Source organism: Paenibacillus sp. FSL H7-0716, from assembly GCF_038002705.1.
In the GTDB taxonomy this organism is placed as follows: Bacteria; Bacillota; Bacilli; order Paenibacillales; family Paenibacillaceae; genus Paenibacillus_AQ; species Paenibacillus_AQ odorifer.
Genome location: NZ_JBBODA010000002.1, coordinates 308,260 through 327,478, shown reverse-complemented (window position 1 = coordinate 327,478; position 19,219 = coordinate 308,260). Strand labels below are relative to the sequence as shown.

Sequence of the window (19,219 nt, the reverse complement as noted above, 5' to 3'; positions counted from 1 at the left end):
CTGTTCAGCAAGGTGGAGCTTGTCTCAACAAAGCCGTGTCACGCCCTCATTCTTTATGAATAGAGGGTATTTGGCTTTTTTTACTAGGTTAGACGTGGTAATTGTACCAAATAATGAGTTTGTAAGCAAATGAGTTCTTTAACTTTCGGGTCTCTCTCCCACATCAAAAATATGTCCAATAAGAGCCGCAGAAATGCGGCTTTTGTGTATTCAACAAGAAAACCAAAAGAAATTTACCGGAATTCCATATTCCTGTGCAACCTTCCAAGTTTTGGGACGTCAAAGAAATGAGAGACGGAAGAGATCTGTACAGAACATGACATTCCGTAACGTTACAATGCTAGGGATAACCACTACACTTTTGGAGGAATGAGAATGCGCAAATGGGGTCTGCATTACTTATGTTTATTAATTCTTGCGGTGGTATTGGCAGGTTGTGGTTCGGGTGATAACAATTCGGCGGCTGACAAATTAGCTAGTGACGGCGGAAATACGAGTAATTCTGCTGCAGCAACCACTGAGCAATCTTCGAAAGCTACATTAGCGGATAAGAGCACCTCAGCAGAAGCTGAGACAGCAGCGGGAGGCAACGAAACCCCAGTTGAAAAAGGTTTAACATCAGAGAACACGGATCAAGGAAACGCGGGATTCACGGGCAGTGATGTCGTGGAAGGGTTGAACAAGAAGCTAATCTATCATGCCAATTTGACTATGGAAGTAGAAGACTACGGTAAAGCTCAGACTGAAATCCGCAACATGGTAACGATGGCTAAAGGATATATTATTGAGTTTAACGAGAACATGTCGCAATATGAGCAAGGGGGGACGTTTATCCTTAAGGTGCCTGCCTCCGGGTTCTCTCCTTTTCTGAATAATTTGGAAAAAGTAAAACACGAATCGCTACAGCGCAGTATTCAAGGTCAGGATGTTTCGGAGGAGTATGTTGATCTGGAGTCGCGCCTGAAGGCAAAGCAGTTAATGGAAGCTCAATATACTGAGTTTATGAAAAAAGCAACGAAATCAAGTGATCTGGTCGCCTTTGCAAACGAGCTTGGTTCGATTCAAGAAACGATTGAGCAGATCAAAGGCAGAATGCGATATATAGATCAGAACGTATCCTTTTCAACGGTAGAGCTTAGAGTGTACCAGACGGATGAGAGCTTAGCCGTGAAGGAAAAGGCAGAGCAAGGTCCATTGCTAGAACGGGCATCGGATGCTTTAAAAGGAAGCCTGAACGCACTATCTGTTATGTTTCAGTGGATTTTTGTAATTCTTGCAGGCGCATTGCCGATTCTAATCGGTGCGGGTATTATTTTAGTCATCGTTTGGTTTGCCCGCAAAAATATCCGTGCACGACGGGAGCAGCAGACCCAGCGGATACGGCAAGAAAATCGGGAACTGAACAAAGAGATATTCCCTGCACCAGCAGAGCCAAAGGTGACAACCTCAATAAAGGATAAGAAAGCTAACGAGGACGAGAATAAAGAATAAGCTCCTATGAATTAAAAAGCCTCCAATTCATGGTATACCGTGAATTGGAGGCTTTTCTATAAGACAGTACAGTATTTCGCTTATCGAAGATTAGACAGGCTGGAAGAGTACACGATACTCGCCATAGCCCTCTTTCTCCAGATCCTCTTTTGGTATAAACCGCAGTGCCGCTGAATTAATGCAGTAGCGCAGGCCGTTTTCCCCTGGACCATCGTCGAAGACATGACCTAGATGGGAATCTGCTACTTTGCTGCGCACTTCTGTGCGAACCATCAAATGGCTGAGGTCCGTCTTTTCCTTCACGGCGTAATCGCGGATCGGACGTGTAAAGCTGGGCCAGCCACAACCGGAATCGTATTTATCCTGCGAACTGAATAATGCTTCACCAGATACGATATCTACATAAATGCCTTCTCCGTGGTGATCCCAAAAATCATTTCGGAAAGGTGACTCTGTAGCGCTATTCTGAGTGACTTCAAATTGAAGTGGCGTCAGACGTTCTTTCAAGCTTAGTTTGTCTTCTTTATGTGTCCAGTGGGTTTCGATAAAATCCTCTCGGCCGGAACCCTTACGGTAACGTTTGTAGTGGCCCGGGTTCTTACGATGGTAGCCCTGATGATATTCTTCGGCAGGATAGAAGGTTGCTGCCGGGAGGATCGGGGTTACAATCGGGCTAGAGAATCGGCCGCTTTCTTGCAAAGCTGCCTTGGAAGCCTCTGCTTGTTGCTTCTGCTCTTCAGAATGGGTGAAGATAGCCGTTCCGTAAGAGGTGCCGCGATCATGGAATTGTCCACCCGCATCGGTTGGGTCAATTTGCTGCCAGAATAACTCAAGCAGCTTGCTATAAGGGAAGATTTCTGGGTTGAACGTAATTTGTACGGCTTCAACATGTCCTGTAGTTTCGGAGCATACCTCTTCATAGGTAGGATTTACTGTATGCCCGCCTGTATAGCCGGAGACGACACTAATAATGCCTGGCAATTCCTCGAACGGCGAGACCATGCACCAGAAGCATCCACCTGCAAAGGTTGCTTTTTCCGCCTTGGAATTTATATGGTTAGTCTGATGTTCACTCATTAATATCCCTCCATTCATGTAATGCAATTAAATAGATCACAATCTAATTATAAAGCAAATAACCACAGCCTGCCAGCTTCCGCCAAATAAGCTCTCTGTTACCTAGTGTTTTTTACTTCCTGTGAACTGTAACGAAAGCTTAGCCCGGCTATAATAAGCACAATGGCATAAACAATAATGGCTATAATCGCATTTCCAGGGTTCTGGAACAGTTGATCCCCGAGGAAGGCATACAAGGCGATGCCTGGGATTTTTCCAATAGCTGAGGCAGCAAGATAACTCCAGAAGGGCAGTCCGGCTGCTCCGGCATAGATGTTAACTGCTGTCTGCGGGATAATCGGCAAGAGACGTGCTAAGACAATAGAAGCAAAGGGCCGCCGTTCTATGCCTTTTGTGAATTTTTCGAGTAGGGGAATAGAAGTCAGATAAGCTCTCGCTTGATCTTGAAATATGAACTTCACTACGCCGAAAAGGAATGCGGCAGCAAGGGTTGTAGCTACCCAGCAAATTAAAGCACCGGCCAAACTTCCGTATGCATAACCAAAAAATCCGATGACCGCTTTGTATGGTACAACTGGAAAGAGAGCCAGTAAAGTTGCGATCCCTATGGAGCCGAAAAGATTATGATCTTCTTTCATCCAGCTAAGGATGTCATATCTGTAGATAAACGCAAGGATTGTACCCGAAACATAAAGAATAATCGAGAACCATTTTCTCATAGCTAATATACCCTTTCTTCCACTCATTCATCTCATCATACGGGATAAAAAGTAAATATTGAAGTGAAGATCATTGTCGGCGAACGCCAAGCAGGTATAATAGCATTTATAGAGAACAAAGAGAGAGATAAATTCTTGAATTATAAAGAGGGGAGTTAGATCAGTGATCGTTTCTGCACGCAAAAGAGTCGCCATCATCGGGATTGGCAATATCGCCCGCAAAGTATATTTGCCACTGCTCTCTCAGCATGGACAAGTTGAGGTAGTGGGGGTTCTCAGTCACTCATCCACAACAGTAGAGCAAGCTGTTAATGCCTACCGTTTTCCTAAAGGAACGACAAATTTGGACGAGCTGTTGTCTTGGGACCTGGATGCAGTATTTGTGCATAGCCCAACGACGACCCATTATGATATAGTAACAAAATGTCTCGAACAGGGGATTTCGGTGTATGTAGATAAGCCGCTGTCCTATGATCTGGAAGAATCCAGAAGGATGGCAGAGCTGGCAGAAAATAAAGGGCTGCTGCTAGGCGTGGGCTTTAATCGGCGTTTTGCCCCAATGTATGTCACTGCCAAGAGTTGGCTCGAGGAAGCCGGCGGAATTAGCCATTGCCACGCGATTAAACATCGCACAAAGCTGCAGTCAGGCAGCAGCCGTGAGACTGTGCATGACGACTTGATTCATATGCTTGATCTGCTGTTATGGTTATGTGGAGCTCAGTATGAGCTGCTTCGCAGTAATCTTCAATCCAATGGAGAGGGGCGACTTGTGCAGGCATCTGGAATGCTGGGTTGGGAGCAAGGCTCAGTGGGGATGTATAGTATGGTTCGTGAGGCGGGTGTTGATTTGGAGAAGCTGGAGCTGCACGGTAATGGCCGTTCGGTGGAAGTGGCAGATCTGGACCAAGCCATCCTATATGAAAAAAATGCTTTGCCACGGACCCAGAGCTTTGGAAGCTGGGATACGGTGCTGGATAGAAGAGGTTTTGGTGGAGTGGTAGATCATTTCCTGAACAATATAAATACACCAGAGTTATGCAGTATTGCTGCTTCAGCAGTTCTGCCTAGTCATAGATTGGCAGCTCAGCTTGCTGAATGAGGTCTCTAAGAAAGGAGTAAATTATGGAAGACAACCGTAAATTAGTGGAGGAACAAATCATCGAAAGCTATAAGCGTGAGGAAGAGATGATGATCCTTGTATTCGCCCAGTGGTGCGTGAATCAAGGACTCGACCCGCACAGTTTGTATTTGCAGGCTTATCCACAGCAAGAAGGGAATGAAGCCTTGCGAAAAGCGCTTGCCCTAACGGTTTCTGCGGAGGAAGCAGGGGATATCTCCGATGACACAGTTCTCGGCGTACTCTCCTTATTCGGAAATGATGACTTGGCGCAAATCGTGACAGAAGCGATTGCTCAAAGGAAATCTAAAGCACATACAGGGGATTGACAACGAGGATATAATGATAATGTCAGATGAACTTTTTTTAGTAAACGATGTTCATCAGGGATGAAATGTGTTAATATTATATATACTAACTAATAGTAAGTTTCGCTAGTGAGAGGTGAGAACAATGGAAGAACATCAAATTTCGATGTGTCCCAGATTTGAGACAGCCTTCTCTTTCTTAGGCAAACGTTGGAATGGACTTATTATTCAGACATTGATGAGTGGACCGAAGCGGTTTAAAGATATTTCCGGCCTCATTCCTTCAATGAGCGATAAGATGCTGTCCGAGCGGATGAAGGATTTGGAAGGTGAGGGTATTCTGGTTAGACATGTATACCCGGAAACACCTGTACGTATTGAATATGAACTAACAGACAAAGGCCGTGCGCTGGAGCCTGTTATGCAGCAGATTCAGTCTTGGGCTGAGAGCTGGGTAGAGTAGAAATCAAAGTCGTGTTGTGGCCCTTTTTCCTGAAGAACGGAGGAGGGCTTTTCAATTTTTAAATAAAAACCTTGCACAGATCGAAAAAATCTGTAATATAATAGAAAAAACGTTGTATGTTCCTCGAATGGAAACGCTTGCAATATTGGTTTTTGCTCAAATCTACTCAGCTGGAGTACAGGCATAGCAAAACTATTAGGAGGCGAGGGAGATGAAGACCACCCTGTTTTCCCGGGAAATAACGTATGGAAAAAAGGATGTTGCTGAGCTGGAGAACGCTTCGATCAAAGTACAGTTCATCTATGACAAGACGTTGTTCATGCTGCATAGCCATCTTCCAGATTCCTTATGGGATGCGTGGATTGGCGTGCCTTACAGCATTATCTCTTCACTCTACAAAGGCAACAATGATAGCGGGACTATTTTTCAAAAATGGATTCAAAGTCCTTCTGGCTGGAAATGTATCGGCTGTGAACGGCATTGTCTGGAGTCGACGGAACCTCTTCAAGAAGTGAATGTGGCGAGTAATCAACGACAATATAAGTTCCATAATGGCATTCGCCAAAGCATGGTGCTACAAGCCCTAATTTGGTCCATGTACGAGAATACCGTATTATTCAAACCCTTTTTAGGGGATGAGCCTTTTTTTGATGAAGATGATTTGCATACGATATCCTCTTATTTCGTGCCAACCTACCTTAATGATCTACGTCTTCTGGAGCAGTCTAAGCCTTGTAAAGAGTACAAAGATCAGAATATACAGATCTATCAGGAATGGATTGCCGCCCCTGACCTTGTTCTCAAATGGAATGGTGGCCTGACAGAGGGAAGATGGATGACTGGTGTTTATATGGATCACTCCCGCTTTGCTGGCTTAGGACCTTATTTGAAGGACGCAAAGGGTAAGCGAACGTATATGCAGGCTTATGTTCAATAGAAGATACAGATTCTAGTGTCAGGTCGATTGTGGAGATTTATCTCCAGGATTGACCTGTTTTTGTTATCTGCTATTTTCAGGGCAGTAATTAGAAATGAAAAATTAAAAGAAAGGATTTAAAGTAAAATAATGGGAGTTTAAATGAATGAAGACACGGCTATTTATAAGTTGCGGTGCAGTTTAAGGTTTAGAAAGCCGACTTTATTAAGAAATGCAGAAAATGGACACGCTCCTTTTAAGGCTGTAACAGAAGAAACTTTCTAAGTATCGCTCAAATTTCTTCTTTTGCCGGGGCTACCCAGTGCCAAAGTAATCTATTATTCAGCCAATAACACATATAATACCTGTATAAAATTTCGTCATTTCGTTTGTACATCAATAATGCTTGATAGTTTTAACCTAAAGTACGCTAAAGCGTCAGATACCACCATGATTGACCTTTTTCGTTCAACAAAGAGATACAATTTTCGTGAGTACAATCACAAGTCAAAACTCCTTTCAGGGTTAAGGTGAACAGGTAGAAAAGATTTTTTCAGAACCTGATCACATATCCCGAGGAGGAACTATTATGGAAACTAAACAACCTAATGATAGAATTTCGGATTTACAGCATAAGCAATCGGTGCAACCTGGATTTACTCCAGATGCCCTGGTAAAAGATATTGTGCTGCAATTCCCAAAAGCTGCGGATTATTTCAAGTCCAAACGGATTGATTTCTGCTGTGGAGGCGCCAAACCTCTTGCTGAAGCAGCGGTAGAACGTGGACTAGATCAAGAGATGATCATTAGTGATCTCAACAAGCTATTCGAGGAATATCCGGTACCACAAGAAGAACTCGCATGGAACACAGCACCTTCTGCAGAGTTAATCGACCATATAGTGAGTAAACATCACCATTACCTGCGGGAAGAGCTGCCCCTGATTAGCCAAAATGTAACTAAGGTATACCGGGTGCATGGCGGAGATTCCCCTCATTTAGAAGAGTTATATAGCTTGTTTAATACACTTAAGGAAGATCTGCTTCAGCATACAGCTAAAGAAGAGGAAGACGAGTTTCCAAAATTATTAGCGTGTGATGCCAATCCAAGTGAAGAAGGGCTGACCATACTTCGTGAGGCATTAGTTGACCTTGAGAGTGAACATGACACAGCAGGCGATATATTGAGACAAATACGCAAAATAACAGATGATTTCACCCCACCGGCTCATGCTTGTACAACCTATCGTTTGACTTATGCCCGGCTAGAGGAGCTGGAGAGCATGACTTTTGAACATGTTCATCTGGAGAATAATATATTGTTCCCTAGATTCCAGTAGAAAAAATGAGTTTTCAAAGAGTCCCTTAGGGGACTTTTTTTATATTTGAGAACAAAGCTTATTTACGTTATTCTTAAATAGACAGTATGCATAACTTACTACAAGCCTGAGACGCTGTGTGGTCATTAGGCGGGACAAGGCGGTGTCACTATGCCCACGAAATATATGTGGAGGTTGTTACTAGGATTAGTCATCGTATTCATAATAGGGGGATGTTCCACTCTTGTTGACGTTAATAATGAAGGGAATAATGGCTTAGCAGGATCAGACGGACCTGCGCTTTCGCTTATCGTTGCGGGAAATGACTTGCTTACCAACCCTTTGGACAAGCAGCTTAGCGAGAGCTACAGAAAAGGGATAACGATCTTTGACCTACTGAAAGGTAGTGGGAAGGCCACCTTTTCTGAGGATAACACAAGCATTCTAGCAGTAAATAATATTTCACTCGGTCCAGGAATGAATTGGGAGCTGCAAATGGATGGGGAGACCATTGGACCTGAGGATTGGGGTCGAACCGTCGGGCATGAATCAAAATTAGTAATTACGGCGATGTCTAAGGAACATCAGGAACCCCTTCAAATTGTGATGTTGACCGTGAATGGTGGAAGTGAGCAAGTGAATTTGAATCATTCATATGTTATGGGATTTACTGAAGATTTAACAGTGAGAGGTTTGTTGAAGAACAGCAGTGTGGTGCAGTTGACCGAAGACAACAAAAAGGTGTTATCCATTGGTGATTATACTCCTCTTAGCAATGAAGTTTGGAAGATGAAGGTGAATGGGAAGCAGCTGCTTGAGAATGGAATGGACATGAAGCTTAGAGTGCAGGATGAATTGGAGATTTTATTGGCTATACGTTAAAAAAAGTACATAAATGCCAGATCTACGGTTGCTCAGAACCCGTGATCTGGCTTTTTTAATTGGAAGTTATAACCTAATAAAGTTGTCTTATTTTTATGTGAAAATATTCACATTTAATGTGACTGTAATCACAATCTCTCTTAAATTTTGAAATGTATAATTCCATTATGTAGAAGAGAAGTTGAAGCAAAGTTCAACAAGAACGGATAAGACTGAGGAGGCACCTAACCATGGCAGCGAAGAGAGAAAAATTAGTATTAGTCGGCAACGGTATGGCAGGCATAGGTACGCTAGAGCAGATATTGAAGCTAGGTGGAGCTTATGACATTACGGTCTTTGGAAGCGAACCTCATCCCAATTATAATCGGATCATGTTGTCCTATGTTCTCGAAGGCAGCAAAACCATCAACGATATCATCCTAAACGACTGGAATTGGTATGAAGATAACAACATTACCTTGCATACTGGAACAACAGTTACACGAATTGACGAGCATTCCAAGCAAGTAATTGCGGATAACGGTATGGCTGTTTCTTACGATAAAGTGATTATTGCAACGGGTTCGAATTCATTTATTTTACCTGTACCTGGTTGTGATAAGGAAGGCGTAGTGGGTTTCCGGGATATTGCAGATTGTGATGCGATGCTGGCTGCAGCTAAACAATACAACAAAGCGGCGGTAATCGGTGGTGGCTTACTTGGATTGGAAGCGGCAAAGGGTCTTGTGAACCTTGGCATGGACGTTACTGTAGTGCATCTGATGGAAGATCTAATGGAGCGCCAGCTGGATCGTAATGCCTCCTCTATGTTGCAAGCTGAGCTAGAGCGTCAAGGCGTGAAATTTGCCATGGGCAAACAAACAGTAGAATTGACCGGGGAACAGAGAATAAGTGGATTACAATTTAGTGATGGCACTTCACTTGCGGCTGATTTTGTAGTTATGGCTGTTGGCATCAAACCGAATATAACTGTGGCAAAAGAAAGCGGAATTGCTGTTAATCGTGGGATTGTAGTGGACGATTATTTGCAGACCTCTATGCAAAATGTATATTCCATTGGCGAATGTGCCGAACATCGCCTAGTTTGTTATGGATTAGTAGCGCCGCTCTTTGAGCAGGGGATGGTTCTAGCTAAACATCTCTGCGGAAGTGATACAAACCCATATGAAGGTTCTGTTGTCTCCACCAAATTAAAAATTTCCGGTGTGGATGTATTTTCTGCAGGTGAGTTTATGGATTCCCCTGAACATACTGTAATCTCAAGCAAAGATGAATGGAAGCGAACCTATAAGAAAATTCTGCTCAAAGACAATGTCATTGTTGGTGCAGTCCTGTTCGGGGATGTGACAGAGTCGGCTAGCCTGCAAAAGTTAGTTAAACAAGGCGCTGTAATGACCGATGAAATTTATACAGAGGTTATGGGTACGGGCTGCTGCGGAAGCGGAGCCAAAAAGAGCACATCCGTAGAAGCGATGGCGGACGAAGAAATCGTCTGTGGCTGTAACGGGGTTACGAAAAAAGCGATTGTGGATGCGGTCATAGAAAATGGTTTTACTACTGTGGACGAAATTAAAGCATGTACAGGAGCGACGCGCTCTTGCGGAGGTTGTAAACCGGTTGTAGAACAAATTTTACAATTTGTCCTGGGTGATAGTTTTGAACAGTCTGCCAAGCAAGGGATTTGTAGCTGCACAACGCTTAGCAGGGATGAGATTGTTGCTGAGATTACAGCTAAAGGTCTTAGTACTACTAAAGAGGTTATGCATGTACTGGGTTGGAAACAAGAGGAAGGCTGCTCTAAATGCCGTCCGGCGATTAACTATTATCTGGGGATGATAAATCCGGATACACATCAAGACGAGAAGGAATCACGCTTTGTTAATGAACGTATGGGAGCCAATATTCAAAAAGACGGAACCTATACCGTTATTCCACGCATGTACGGCGGGGTAACGACACCGGAGGATTTGAAGAAAATCGCTGATGTCTCCCTTAAATATGATGTAAAAGTTGTGAAGGTGACTGGTGGGCAACGCCTGGATCTAATCGGGGTGAAAAAAGAGGATCTGCCGAAAGTATGGGAAGAGCTCGATATGCCATCAGGTTATGGTTATGCCAAATCGCTACGTACCGTTAAGACTTGTGTGGGTTCACAGTTCTGCCGTTTCGGCACACAGGATTCGCTGGGAATGGGCGCGCTCATAGAACGTAAGTATGAACGTCTTGATTTTCCTGCCAAGTTTAAAATAGCTGTCAACGGCTGTCCACGTAACTGTGCGGAATCCTGTACGAAGGATATTGGCATCGTCGGTAATGATGGCGGTTGGGAAGTATTTATTGGTGGTAACGGTGGGATCAAGCCACGGATCGCTGACTCCTTCTGCAAAATTAAGACCGATGAAGAGTTGATCGAAGTGTGCTCCGCTGTGATGCAATATTACCGTGAGACCGGCAATTATTTGGAGAGAACCTCCGAGTGGGTTGAGCGTATGGGACTTGAGCAGATTCAAATGGTCATTTTGAATAATGAAGATAACCGCAAAGAGCTGGCCGCACGGATTGACTTTGCTCTGACTCAGGTGACGGATCCTTGGAAAAAAATGCTCAATGACAGCAGCACTCGTACTGCGCTTTTTGAAGAAACAAGAGTCTAGCGGATATAACGCACACAGAAGGGGAGAGACCGATGAATAAGACCACACAAACGTATGCAATAGGATCAGTACAGGATTTCTTGCTGCAAATTGGCCGCGTAGTGATTGCTGGAAATGTTGAACTGGCTGTGTTCCGTGCCTCTGACGGAGCCATCTATGCAATAGAGAATCGCAGTCCTCATCCTAAGGGGGGACCGCTTGCTGAAGGGATTGTGTCAGGTCACTATCTGTACGATCCACTGTACGATTGGAAAATCGATCTGCGCACGGGTGAGGTGCAGGCACCAGACCAAGGTAGTGTGGTGACTTATCCAGTCACACTGGATGGAGAGAAAGTTACAGTGAGCGTGTAGACACCGAAGAGTGTAGTAATAGATTTAATAGAAAACGGTGGGGTGGAGTATTATGTTTACGCAAAGTGTGGAGAGCATCGTAGAGACGGCAGTCAGTAAGCGGGACAAAATGAATGAAAGCTTGCCAAGATATTTTTTAGCAGCCCTATTGGCAGGTGCTTATGTAGGCATTGGGATTATCCTAATTTTCTCCCTAGGAGCACCACTGGCAGCTGCCAAATCTCCTTTCCAACCGCTTATTATGGGCACATCCTTCGGCATCGCCCTGACGCTCGTAGTATTTGCAGGCTCCGAGCTGTTTACCGGAAATAATATGTTTTTTACTGTAAGTACACTGGCAGGCAGAACCAGTATCTGGGATACCGTTAAGAACTGGATTCTTGTATTCATCGGGAATGTGGTAGGTGCAGTGATTTTAGCACTTTTAATTCGTGGGACTGGGTTGTTCAGTGCTGCGCCGCCGGAGCATTTGATCTTTACAGCCGCTGCTAAAAAAATGAGTCTCCCATTCTCTGAGCTGTTTTTTCGTGGAATCCTATGTAACTGGCTGGTCTGTTTAGCGCTATGGATGTCCTCACGCGCTAAAAGTGAATCTGCTAAGCTAATTTTAATCTGGTGGTGTCTGTTTGCCTTTATCGCAAGCGGATATGAGCATAGTGTGGCTAATATGACTCTGCTTAGTGTTGCTGTGTTGCTTCCAAATCATCCAGAAACCATTACGATAGCTGGATGGCTGCATAATATGATCCCTGTAACTTTGGGGAATATCATTGGTGGAGGCGTATTCGTCGGCATGGCCTATTGGGTGATCTCACCAGTGCGTGGTGCTCGCAACAACCGTTAAGATCCATTTTTAATTAACTATATTAGAGCTGAACCGATCTTGGGTTTAGCTCTTTTTTTGTTGAATATAAAAAAAAGACACCTGCATTAGGCGCCTTGGACCACTCTATTTAATATTATGCAGAATAATTGGGTCATGTATGTTTCATTGAGGTGAATAGAGGGTATATTATAACGGAATTAGATCCGGCAGATTTCGTTTGGACACAATTCGCAGTGGCAAATTTCTTGCAGCATGCCAAGGTCCTTGATGACAATCATACCGTTCTCATACTCAACAGCATCTTTTTTACGCAGGTCGCTCAGCATCCGGTTAACACTTTCACGAGTGGCACCGATCATGTTGGACAAATCTGTATGCGTAATTTTTTTGTTGATAAGGATATTCTCACCATCGCTGCTCTTCTCACCGTAGGTGTTGCCAAGACGAATGAGCGTGGAGCAGAGTGCACCTGGTTTGCCGTACATCATTAGATCACGGAATTTAGTTTGGGTGAGACGGTGATGAATACCCATCCATTTCATAAAGTCGATAGCAAAATCACAATGTTGGCAAATGAGAATTTCTAGATCCTTTTGTTCGATGACGCCAACTTCACTTTCTTCAATCACTTCGGCTGTAAAGCTATGCTTAGTGCTGAAGAATGGATCTGCTTGACCTACCATATCACCAGCTTGATACATATAAAGAATGAGTTCTTTACCTTCATCAGTAGATTTAGTTAATTTCACACGTCCACGTTTGATATAAAACAATTTATCCGAGTAGTCGCCTTCCCAGAATAGATGTGAACCCTCTGGAACTATGCGCTCTTTCATTGTAACTAGAAGTCTGTTGAAATTCTGTTCGGAGAAACAGTTTGTATTTCCGTGGGCTTCGATAACATTGTAATGTTCTTTTAGCATAATCGACATCCCCTTTATTCCCTCAGTTTTTCAGTAAATTTTAAATTAATTATACCTTGAAAATCCCTCGAATTGGTTATAAAAAATCGTTTAAAAGTGTCGAATTTTCAACATTGTGATAAATTTCACTTCTAAAGTGTTCGATGTAATATTCTTTTTAACTAAAAAAGAGTAAGTGATCTCACGTTTATGATATATGAACAGCGGCTATCCATTATTCTCAAATACTGGGTTAATCGCTGTTTTTTTGCGTCCCCGTTAGATTGTAACATATAACATAGCTGAAATTCATGTTCAAGAAATTAGTTTTATCTCAACTCCGTATAAATGCACACATCTTCATTACGGTCGGACATTGGCTCTACTGCTATGCAGCGATATCCTGAAATTGGAGCAAAAATCAGGAGAAGGAGAAATCATATATGGCTAAAGTAGCAGACAAATATCTTAAGGTTGATCCGTGGGCAATTATTGAAGAGGGCTTTGATCCAGAGCGAAATCGGACTTCGGAATCTATTTTTTCATTGGGTAATGAATATATGGGTGTACGGGGATATGCAGAGGAAGGATATTCAGGTGACACCCTGCAAGGAAGTTATTTTAATGGATTAAATGAACAATTGGATATTGGCAATCACTATAAAGGGATTATTCGCTCGCTGAGATATATGGTGAATGCGGTGGACTGGCTGTATACACGTCTATCTGTAGATGGTGAACAGCTTGATTTAGCAAAAAGTAACGTAACGGATTATGTGCGTAGGTTGGATCTTCGTAAAGGTACGTACCGGAGAGAGCTAGTCTGGCATCTAAACGATGGCAAGTCGCTAAAAGTAGTCTTTACACGTCTGGTCAGTATGACTATGTCTCATTTGGGGTTGCAGCGGGTAGATTTTGAACCTCTTAATTTCTCGGGGAGCGTGGACATTTGTACAGGTCTTGATTTCGGCATTATTCATGAAGAACGCGGCGAATGTATGTGGAACAGTCTCCGCAGCGGAGTAAGTGGAGCGTCCTCTGCTATTATGGCGAGTACAGTGAATACTGGGAATAAGCTGTTCTCAAGCTTTACCTTACAATCCTCGCAGCCGTTACAGCTCACTGCTGTCGAGAGTGATAAATTTATTGGACAAAATTTCACCCTGGACCTTACGGAAGGAGAAGTCTCCTATTTTACCAAACTGGTTATGAACTATTCGGATAGTGATTCTGCCCATACAGCTGAAGAGCTGTGGAGCAAAGGTCTGTCTCTTGCTGAAACAGCAAGCCAGTTGACAGATACCCAAATAATCGCTGATCAGACAGCTTATTGGAAAAGCATCTGGGAGACAAGTGATATCCGAATTGAGGGTGATCCTGAGAATCAACAGGGTATTCGTTTCTGTATCTTCCAGCTTTATCAGACCTATCATGGCGATCATCCCGGATTTAATATTGGTGCCAAAGGGCTGACGGGGGAAGTATATCGTGGGTTGGCTTTTTGGGATACAGAATCCTATTGCCTACCGTTCTATATGTTCAATAATCCAAAGGCTGCCCGGAGCTTATTGGAATTCAGATATAAAACATTGCCGCAGGCTATGCAGCGCGCTAAAGAAGTGGATTGTGAGGGAGCCTGCTATCCCATTGCTACTATAGATGGAACAGAAAGCTGTGATCTCTGGCAGCACTCTAATCTTCAGCTTCATGTAGGGACTGCTGTTTCTTATGGCATTTGGCATTATGTCAAAAATACCGGTGATAAAAGCTTCCTGCACAGTAAGGGGGCTGAGATGCTGATTCAGATCAGCAGATTCTATGCTACACGTGGTCAATGGGGGCAACGCAGCGGGGAATATGGTTATTTTGGCGTCATGGGCCCTGATGAGTTCCAATTGATGGTCAATAACAACTGTTACATTAATCTGATGGCTCAACAATCTTTTGAATACACTCTAGGGACTCTTCGGGAGATGAAAGAACAGGCTCCTGCTGCTTTTGCAGTTGTGGTAGAAAAAACTGGACTCCATGACGAGGAACTCACCGATTGGGACAACAAGGCGCAGCATATGCGGATTCCGGTTGACGAAGTGACAGGAGTTTATGAAGAGCATGATGGGTTCTTCGATATGCCACATATTGATATTCATTCGATTCCGGTAACAGAATTCCCGTTATATTCGAACTGGTCATATGATCGTTTGTATCGCTATGACATGATTAAACAGCCGGATGTACTTATGTTTATGTTCTTGTACAGCGGACAATTCTCTAAAGAAGCGAAGCTGGCGAACTATGAATACTACGAGCCTAGATGTATTCATGAGTCTTCGCTGTCACCTTCGATCCACTCCATTTTGGCAAGTGAAATCGGCAAACCCGAGGAAGCATATTCGTTTTTTGAATTTGCTACTCGACTGGATTTAGACAACTATAACCGCAATACCCGTGAAGGGCTGCATACTACCTCAATTGCTGCTGCTTGGATGAATATTGTTTACGGCTTTGGCGGAATGCGCTCGGATGGAGCACGTCTGTCCTTTCAGCCAACCCTGCCAGAACGCTGGGATGAATATAGCTTCCAAGTGTTGTATGAAGGAGTGCTCCTGAGGATTGTGGTCGACAAAAATTCAGTAACAATCACTGCGGTTAATGGTGGAAGTACCGAAATTATAGTGTACAAACAGTCGATTACAGTGGATGCTTCCGGGAAGACGCTTCCGCTAGGTGAAGGGATGCTGGCAGGATGAACTGGACCGTAAAGGATAGCTGTTTTGATAAACAGCTGGTGACGACAAACGGTAACAAATATATGTTAGGCAACGGCTACATGGGATATCGCGGCACACTGGAGGAATTCAGCAAAACCGAGCTGGTAGCTGTCACCCTCGCAGGTCTATATGACAGAGCAGGAGACAAATGGAGAGAACCAGTTAATGCCCCTAATGGATTGTTGACCAAGATTTTCTGTAATGCTCAGCTCTTAAGTGTACTTGACCGTGAACCGGTCGCTCATACTCAGGAGCTGAATATCCGAAATGCCATTCATCATCGGAGCACTGAATATGCTGTACCTGACGGCGGGACGTTAACGTTTACTGCAGAACGTTTCGTAAGCCAGGATAATCTTCACTTGCTCGTTAGTAAATACTCTATTCGCAGCACACAAGACTGCCGAGTAGCCATTGAGACGGGAATTGACGTAGATGTGTGGGATATCAATGGACCTCATCTCTACGGACAAACGGTGCAATTGAAGGACGAGGTGCTGATCTCTTCATCGGTTAGCGGAGAATTGAAAATTCCGGTGGTTGTGGCGGAGAGGGCGGTATTCAGTTTTGGTGAGGAGCAACTGGAAGATGGGGCTGCTGTTCGCCGGATTTCTTTTGATGCCCGTGCGGGTGAGACGTATGAATGGTTTAAGTATGTAGCAGTCTATACTGGACTTGATGCGGATCAGCCGGAGACGGAAGCTGTTAAATCTGTCCATGTTGCTGAGGCGTTGGGTTATGAGGCGTTATTTAAGGCTCACCGTCTGATATGGGATGAGAGATGGTCACACAGTGATGTAATCATCGAAGGTGATGAAGCTGCCCAATTTGCCTTGAGATATAGTATCTATCAGCTGTTAATCATTGCGCCTACAGTTTCGGAGAAGGTGTCTATTCCAGCCCGGGGATTATCGGGTCAGGTATATAAGGGAGCTGTATTCTGGGATACGGAAATGTTTATGTTGCCGTTTTTCCTGCACAGTGATCCTAAGGTAGCGCGGAACTTGATGATGTACCGGATTCATACATTGGATGGTGCTCGCCGTAAGGCAGCGGAATATGGATTTTTGGGCGCATTTTATGCTTGGGAAAGTCAGGATACGGGAGATGATGCCTGTACTTTGTTTAATGTAAATGATGTATTTACAGGCCGGCCGATGCGCACCTATTTCCGCGATAAACAGGTTCATATCAGTGGTGACGTTGTGCATGGGATCTGGAAATATGTTCAATTCACAGGGGATGAAAGTCTGCTTACTAGTGGAGGAGCTGAGGTGATCTGGGAATGCGCTCGTTTTTTCTACTCTTACGCTTACTATAATCCGGTTAAACAGCGGTTTGAGATTCTGGATGTTACAGGTCCGGATGAATATCATGAGCGTGTGAACAATAATGCTTTTACCAATGCACTGGTTAAAGAGACGCTGGAGATTGCCTTGCATACAGCAGCTTTGCTGCAAGAGAAGTATCCTGAGGACTACGGTCAATTGTCCGCTCAGTTTAGCTCAGGGCCATTCCTGGAGGAGTTCAAAACGATGCTGGATAGCTTTTATGTCCCACAGCCTGATCCTGCCAGTCTTGTTATTGAACAATTCGACCGGTACCTCACCTTGGAGGATGTAGAACTAACAGAACTGAAATCACGTGTGCTTAATAAAAATGAGTATTTTGGCGGCGGCAATGGCTTAGCTACCACCACAACCATACTTAAACAAGCAGACGTTGTGTTGATGCTGAATCTGTTTAAACACTCCTTTAGCAAGGAAGTGAAACAAGCAAACTGGGAATTTTACGAACCGCGTACGGAACACGGATCAAGCTTAAGCCCTTGTATTTACGCTTTGGTAGCTGCAGATATTGGTTCACCGGATTGGGGCTATCCGTATTTTATGCGTACAGCTACTGTCGATCTCACCGGCGGATCTAAGCAATATGTAGGGGATCTCTACATTGGTGGGACTCATCCAGCTGCGAATGGTGGTGCTTGGATGGCTGCGGTTCTTGGCTTCGCTGGGTTGGACTACGCTGGAGGGGTTGTCCACATCAATCCATCTCTGCCGCAACATTGGCAGTCCGTTCAGCTTCCGGTTACCCTGCGCGGCGACACCATCCAACTGCGGATCAGTAAGGATGAAGTCACTGTGATCACAGCTGCTGATTACAGTGGAGACTTAGTATTCTCGGTGCAAGGCGGAGAAGGCAAGTCCTGCTCTGCAGGGGAGATCCTTCGACTGGCCTTTGATGAAACGGGATTATAAATATTAATACACAACGGAGAGGAAGCAAATCAATGTTGGAAAATATGAAAGGCGCCATCTTTGATCTGGATGGCGTGATCGTAGATACAGCCAAATATCATTATTTGGCGTGGGCGAGTCTTGCAGATGAGCTTGGCTTTAAATTCACGGAGGAGGATAACGAACGGCTTAAAGGTGTGAGCCGGATGAGATCACTTGATATCCTGCTGGAAGTGGGTGGCCTGGAATTTAAGGAAGCAGAGAAGCTGGCAATGGCGGAGAAGAAAAACCGCCTGTACGTAGAATACATTTCTCGACTCGAGGAATCGGAGCTGCTGCCTGGAGTGAAAGAATACCTGACAGGATTGAGATCACGTGGCATTGGCATTGCATTAGGTTCAGCCAGTAAGAACGCTGAGTTTATTTTGAATAAGCTGAACATTACAGACTTATTTGATGCGGTTGTTGACGGCAACAAAGTGTCACTAGCCAAACCGGACCCGGAGGTGTTCCTGATCGCGGCTCAGGAGATAGGCTTGCAGCCGGATGAATGTGTTGTGTTTGAAGATGCTGAGGCAGGTGTTCAAGCCGGTAAAGCTGCTGGGATGAAGGTTGTAGGTATCGGCAAACCTGAGGTGCTGAAGGAAGCTGATCTGGTCGTAAAAGGATTGTATGAGCTGCTGACAGACTAAAGCTTAGTTAGTCATATAATGTTAACAGTGCAACGATGTTATGTGACCGACCCCATGGTAGCGGATGCTACTATGGGGTCGGTCTTTTTTTGTTCTTAATTCCTGCGCCAAGTCCCTTTATTCAGCTAGCGCAGAAAGCTTGGTAGAAGCTGCGACAGGTCTAGCAGAAGCTGAGACTATCTATCGGACCTCATAGTCGCTATTAGCCAAAATTTGGCTTATTTGCGAACCTATCGGACTCCATAGTCGCTATTGGCTCGAAAAGCCCTCATATCGCGCATGTTTGGAACGAATAATGCCTCTGGAGTCCGAAACTCCCCGTAAAAGCTGGAATTAGACCAAATAGTTGCATATGAGTCCGATAGCGTATCGTGCTGAGAGTGTATGGGAATGCAAAACGCCGAATAAGTAGCTGAGCTGTACATTAAGTAATTCAGATAATTAGTCAAAAGGTTGGTCAAAAAGCTCAACAGTTTATCGGACCGCATAGTCG

General features: G+C 44.2%; 16 protein-coding genes and 1 pseudogene. 14 read left to right on the top strand and 3 right to left on the bottom strand.

What is annotated here, in order from left to right:
• The first annotated feature begins 375 nt into the window (after positions 1-375).
• Positions 376-1,491 (top strand): DUF4349 domain-containing protein, encoded by a 1,116-nt coding sequence (locus tag MHH60_RS04340; protein WP_076134531.1) that lies wholly within the window; start codon positions 376-378, stop codon positions 1,489-1,491.
• A gap of 90 nt (positions 1,492-1,581) precedes the next feature.
• On the opposite strand, the gene msrA is transcribed toward MHH60_RS04340, so the two are convergent.
• Positions 1,582-2,568, bottom strand: coding sequence for a peptide-methionine (S)-S-oxide reductase MsrA (gene msrA / locus MHH60_RS04335; RefSeq protein ID WP_076134530.1), 987 nt, complete (start codon positions 2,566-2,568; stop codon positions 1,582-1,584).
• Between the two features lie 98 nt (positions 2,569-2,666).
• Positions 2,667-3,287, bottom strand: a complete 621-nt coding sequence (locus tag MHH60_RS04330; protein ID WP_076134529.1) for a TVP38/TMEM64 family protein — start codon at positions 3,285-3,287, stop codon at positions 2,667-2,669.
• A gap of 166 nt (positions 3,288-3,453) precedes the next feature.
• Between MHH60_RS04330 and MHH60_RS04325 the strand changes: the two genes are divergently transcribed.
• From MHH60_RS04325 to MHH60_RS04280, 10 genes and pseudogenes are all read left to right on the top strand, one after another.
• Positions 3,454-4,386, top strand: coding sequence for a Gfo/Idh/MocA family protein (locus MHH60_RS04325; RefSeq protein ID WP_370511484.1), 933 nt, complete (start codon positions 3,454-3,456; stop codon positions 4,384-4,386).
• Between the two features lie 23 nt (positions 4,387-4,409).
• Entirely contained in the window at positions 4,410-4,733 is a 324-nt protein-coding gene (locus MHH60_RS04320) for a hypothetical protein (RefSeq protein ID WP_076134527.1), read from the top strand.
• 124 nt (positions 4,734-4,857) lie between these two features.
• Positions 4,858-5,175, top strand: coding sequence for a winged helix-turn-helix transcriptional regulator (locus MHH60_RS04315; protein WP_036682958.1), 318 nt, complete (start codon positions 4,858-4,860; stop codon positions 5,173-5,175).
• Positions 5,176-5,386: 211 nt separating this feature from the next.
• Positions 5,387-6,112, top strand: a complete 726-nt coding sequence (locus tag MHH60_RS04310) for a hypothetical protein (RefSeq protein WP_076134526.1) — start codon at positions 5,387-5,389, stop codon at positions 6,110-6,112.
• A gap of 141 nt (positions 6,113-6,253) precedes the next feature.
• A pseudogene (locus MHH60_RS04305) lies at positions 6,254-6,376 on the top strand (hypothetical protein); the annotation flags it as partial.
• Positions 6,377-6,734: 358 nt separating this feature from the next.
• Positions 6,735-7,430 carry an iron-sulfur cluster repair di-iron protein gene (ric, locus tag MHH60_RS04300; RefSeq protein WP_076134626.1) on the top strand — a complete coding sequence of 232 codons (696 nt, stop codon included), beginning with the start codon at positions 6,735-6,737 and terminating at the stop codon, positions 7,428-7,430.
• Between the two features lie 150 nt (positions 7,431-7,580).
• Positions 7,581-8,291, top strand: coding sequence for a hypothetical protein (locus tag MHH60_RS04295; RefSeq protein ID WP_076134525.1), 711 nt, complete (start codon positions 7,581-7,583; stop codon positions 8,289-8,291).
• Between the two features lie 230 nt (positions 8,292-8,521).
• On the top strand, positions 8,522-10,945 hold the full coding sequence (gene nirB / locus MHH60_RS04290; protein ID WP_076134524.1) for a nitrite reductase large subunit NirB: 2,424 nt from the start codon (positions 8,522-8,524) through the stop codon (positions 10,943-10,945).
• Positions 10,946-10,977: 32 nt separating this feature from the next.
• Complete coding sequence (nirD, locus tag MHH60_RS04285) at positions 10,978-11,298, top strand: nitrite reductase small subunit NirD (RefSeq protein WP_076134523.1); 321 nt, start codon at positions 10,978-10,980, stop codon at positions 11,296-11,298.
• A gap of 52 nt (positions 11,299-11,350) precedes the next feature.
• On the top strand, positions 11,351-12,142 hold the full coding sequence (locus tag MHH60_RS04280; protein ID WP_076130683.1) for a formate/nitrite transporter family protein: 792 nt from the start codon (positions 11,351-11,353) through the stop codon (positions 12,140-12,142).
• Between the two features lie 179 nt (positions 12,143-12,321).
• On the opposite strand, the gene MHH60_RS04275 is transcribed toward MHH60_RS04280, so the two are convergent.
• Complete coding sequence (locus MHH60_RS04275) at positions 12,322-13,047, bottom strand: Crp/Fnr family transcriptional regulator (RefSeq protein WP_036682945.1); 726 nt, start codon at positions 13,045-13,047, stop codon at positions 12,322-12,324.
• A 422-nt stretch (positions 13,048-13,469) separates the two neighbouring features.
• Between MHH60_RS04275 and MHH60_RS04270 the strand changes: the two genes are divergently transcribed.
• Genes MHH60_RS04270 through pgmB form a run of 3 tightly spaced genes read left to right on the top strand, consistent with a single transcriptional unit; the run spans position 13,470 to position 18,726 of the window.
• Positions 13,470-15,776, top strand: coding sequence for a glycoside hydrolase family 65 protein (locus MHH60_RS04270; protein WP_076134522.1), 2,307 nt, complete (start codon positions 13,470-13,472; stop codon positions 15,774-15,776).
• Complete coding sequence (locus tag MHH60_RS04265; protein ID WP_076134521.1) at positions 15,773-18,055, top strand: glycosyl hydrolase family 65 protein; 2,283 nt, start codon at positions 15,773-15,775, stop codon at positions 18,053-18,055. Before MHH60_RS04270 ends, MHH60_RS04265 begins: the two co-directional genes overlap by 4 nt.
• Positions 18,056-18,087: 32 nt before the next feature.
• A complete protein-coding gene (gene pgmB, locus MHH60_RS04260; protein ID WP_076134520.1) occupies positions 18,088-18,726 on the top strand; it encodes a beta-phosphoglucomutase in 639 nt (212 codons plus the stop codon).
• Positions 18,727-19,219 lie beyond the last annotated feature (493 nt).

Bases quoted from the DNA above. Each gene is read 5' to 3' on its own strand.
- MHH60_RS04340 (WP_076134531.1), top strand. From the start codon at position 376: ATGCGCAAATGGGGTCTGCATTACTTATGTTTATTAATTCTTGCGGTG.
- msrA (WP_076134530.1), bottom strand. From the start codon at position 2,568: ATGAGTGAACATCAGACTAACCATATAAATTCCAAGGCGGAAAAAGCA.
- MHH60_RS04330 (WP_076134529.1), bottom strand. From the start codon at position 3,287: ATGAGAAAATGGTTCTCGATTATTCTTTATGTTTCGGGTACAATCCTT.
- MHH60_RS04320 (WP_076134527.1), top strand. From the start codon at position 4,410: ATGGAAGACAACCGTAAATTAGTGGAGGAACAAATCATCGAAAGCTAT.
- MHH60_RS04315 (WP_036682958.1), top strand. From the start codon at position 4,858: ATGGAAGAACATCAAATTTCGATGTGTCCCAGATTTGAGACAGCCTTC.
- MHH60_RS04310 (WP_076134526.1), top strand. From the start codon at position 5,387: ATGAAGACCACCCTGTTTTCCCGGGAAATAACGTATGGAAAAAAGGAT.
- MHH60_RS04295 (WP_076134525.1), top strand. From the start codon at position 7,581: ATGCCCACGAAATATATGTGGAGGTTGTTACTAGGATTAGTCATCGTA.
- nirB (WP_076134524.1), top strand. From the start codon at position 8,522: ATGGCAGCGAAGAGAGAAAAATTAGTATTAGTCGGCAACGGTATGGCA.
- nirD (WP_076134523.1), top strand. From the start codon at position 10,978: ATGAATAAGACCACACAAACGTATGCAATAGGATCAGTACAGGATTTC.
- MHH60_RS04280 (WP_076130683.1), top strand. From the start codon at position 11,351: ATGTTTACGCAAAGTGTGGAGAGCATCGTAGAGACGGCAGTCAGTAAG.
- MHH60_RS04275 (WP_036682945.1), bottom strand. From the start codon at position 13,047: ATGCTAAAAGAACATTACAATGTTATCGAAGCCCACGGAAATACAAAC.
- MHH60_RS04270 (WP_076134522.1), top strand. From the start codon at position 13,470: ATGGCTAAAGTAGCAGACAAATATCTTAAGGTTGATCCGTGGGCAATT.
- MHH60_RS04265 (WP_076134521.1), top strand. From the start codon at position 15,773: ATGAACTGGACCGTAAAGGATAGCTGTTTTGATAAACAGCTGGTGACG.
- pgmB (WP_076134520.1), top strand. From the start codon at position 18,088: ATGTTGGAAAATATGAAAGGCGCCATCTTTGATCTGGATGGCGTGATC.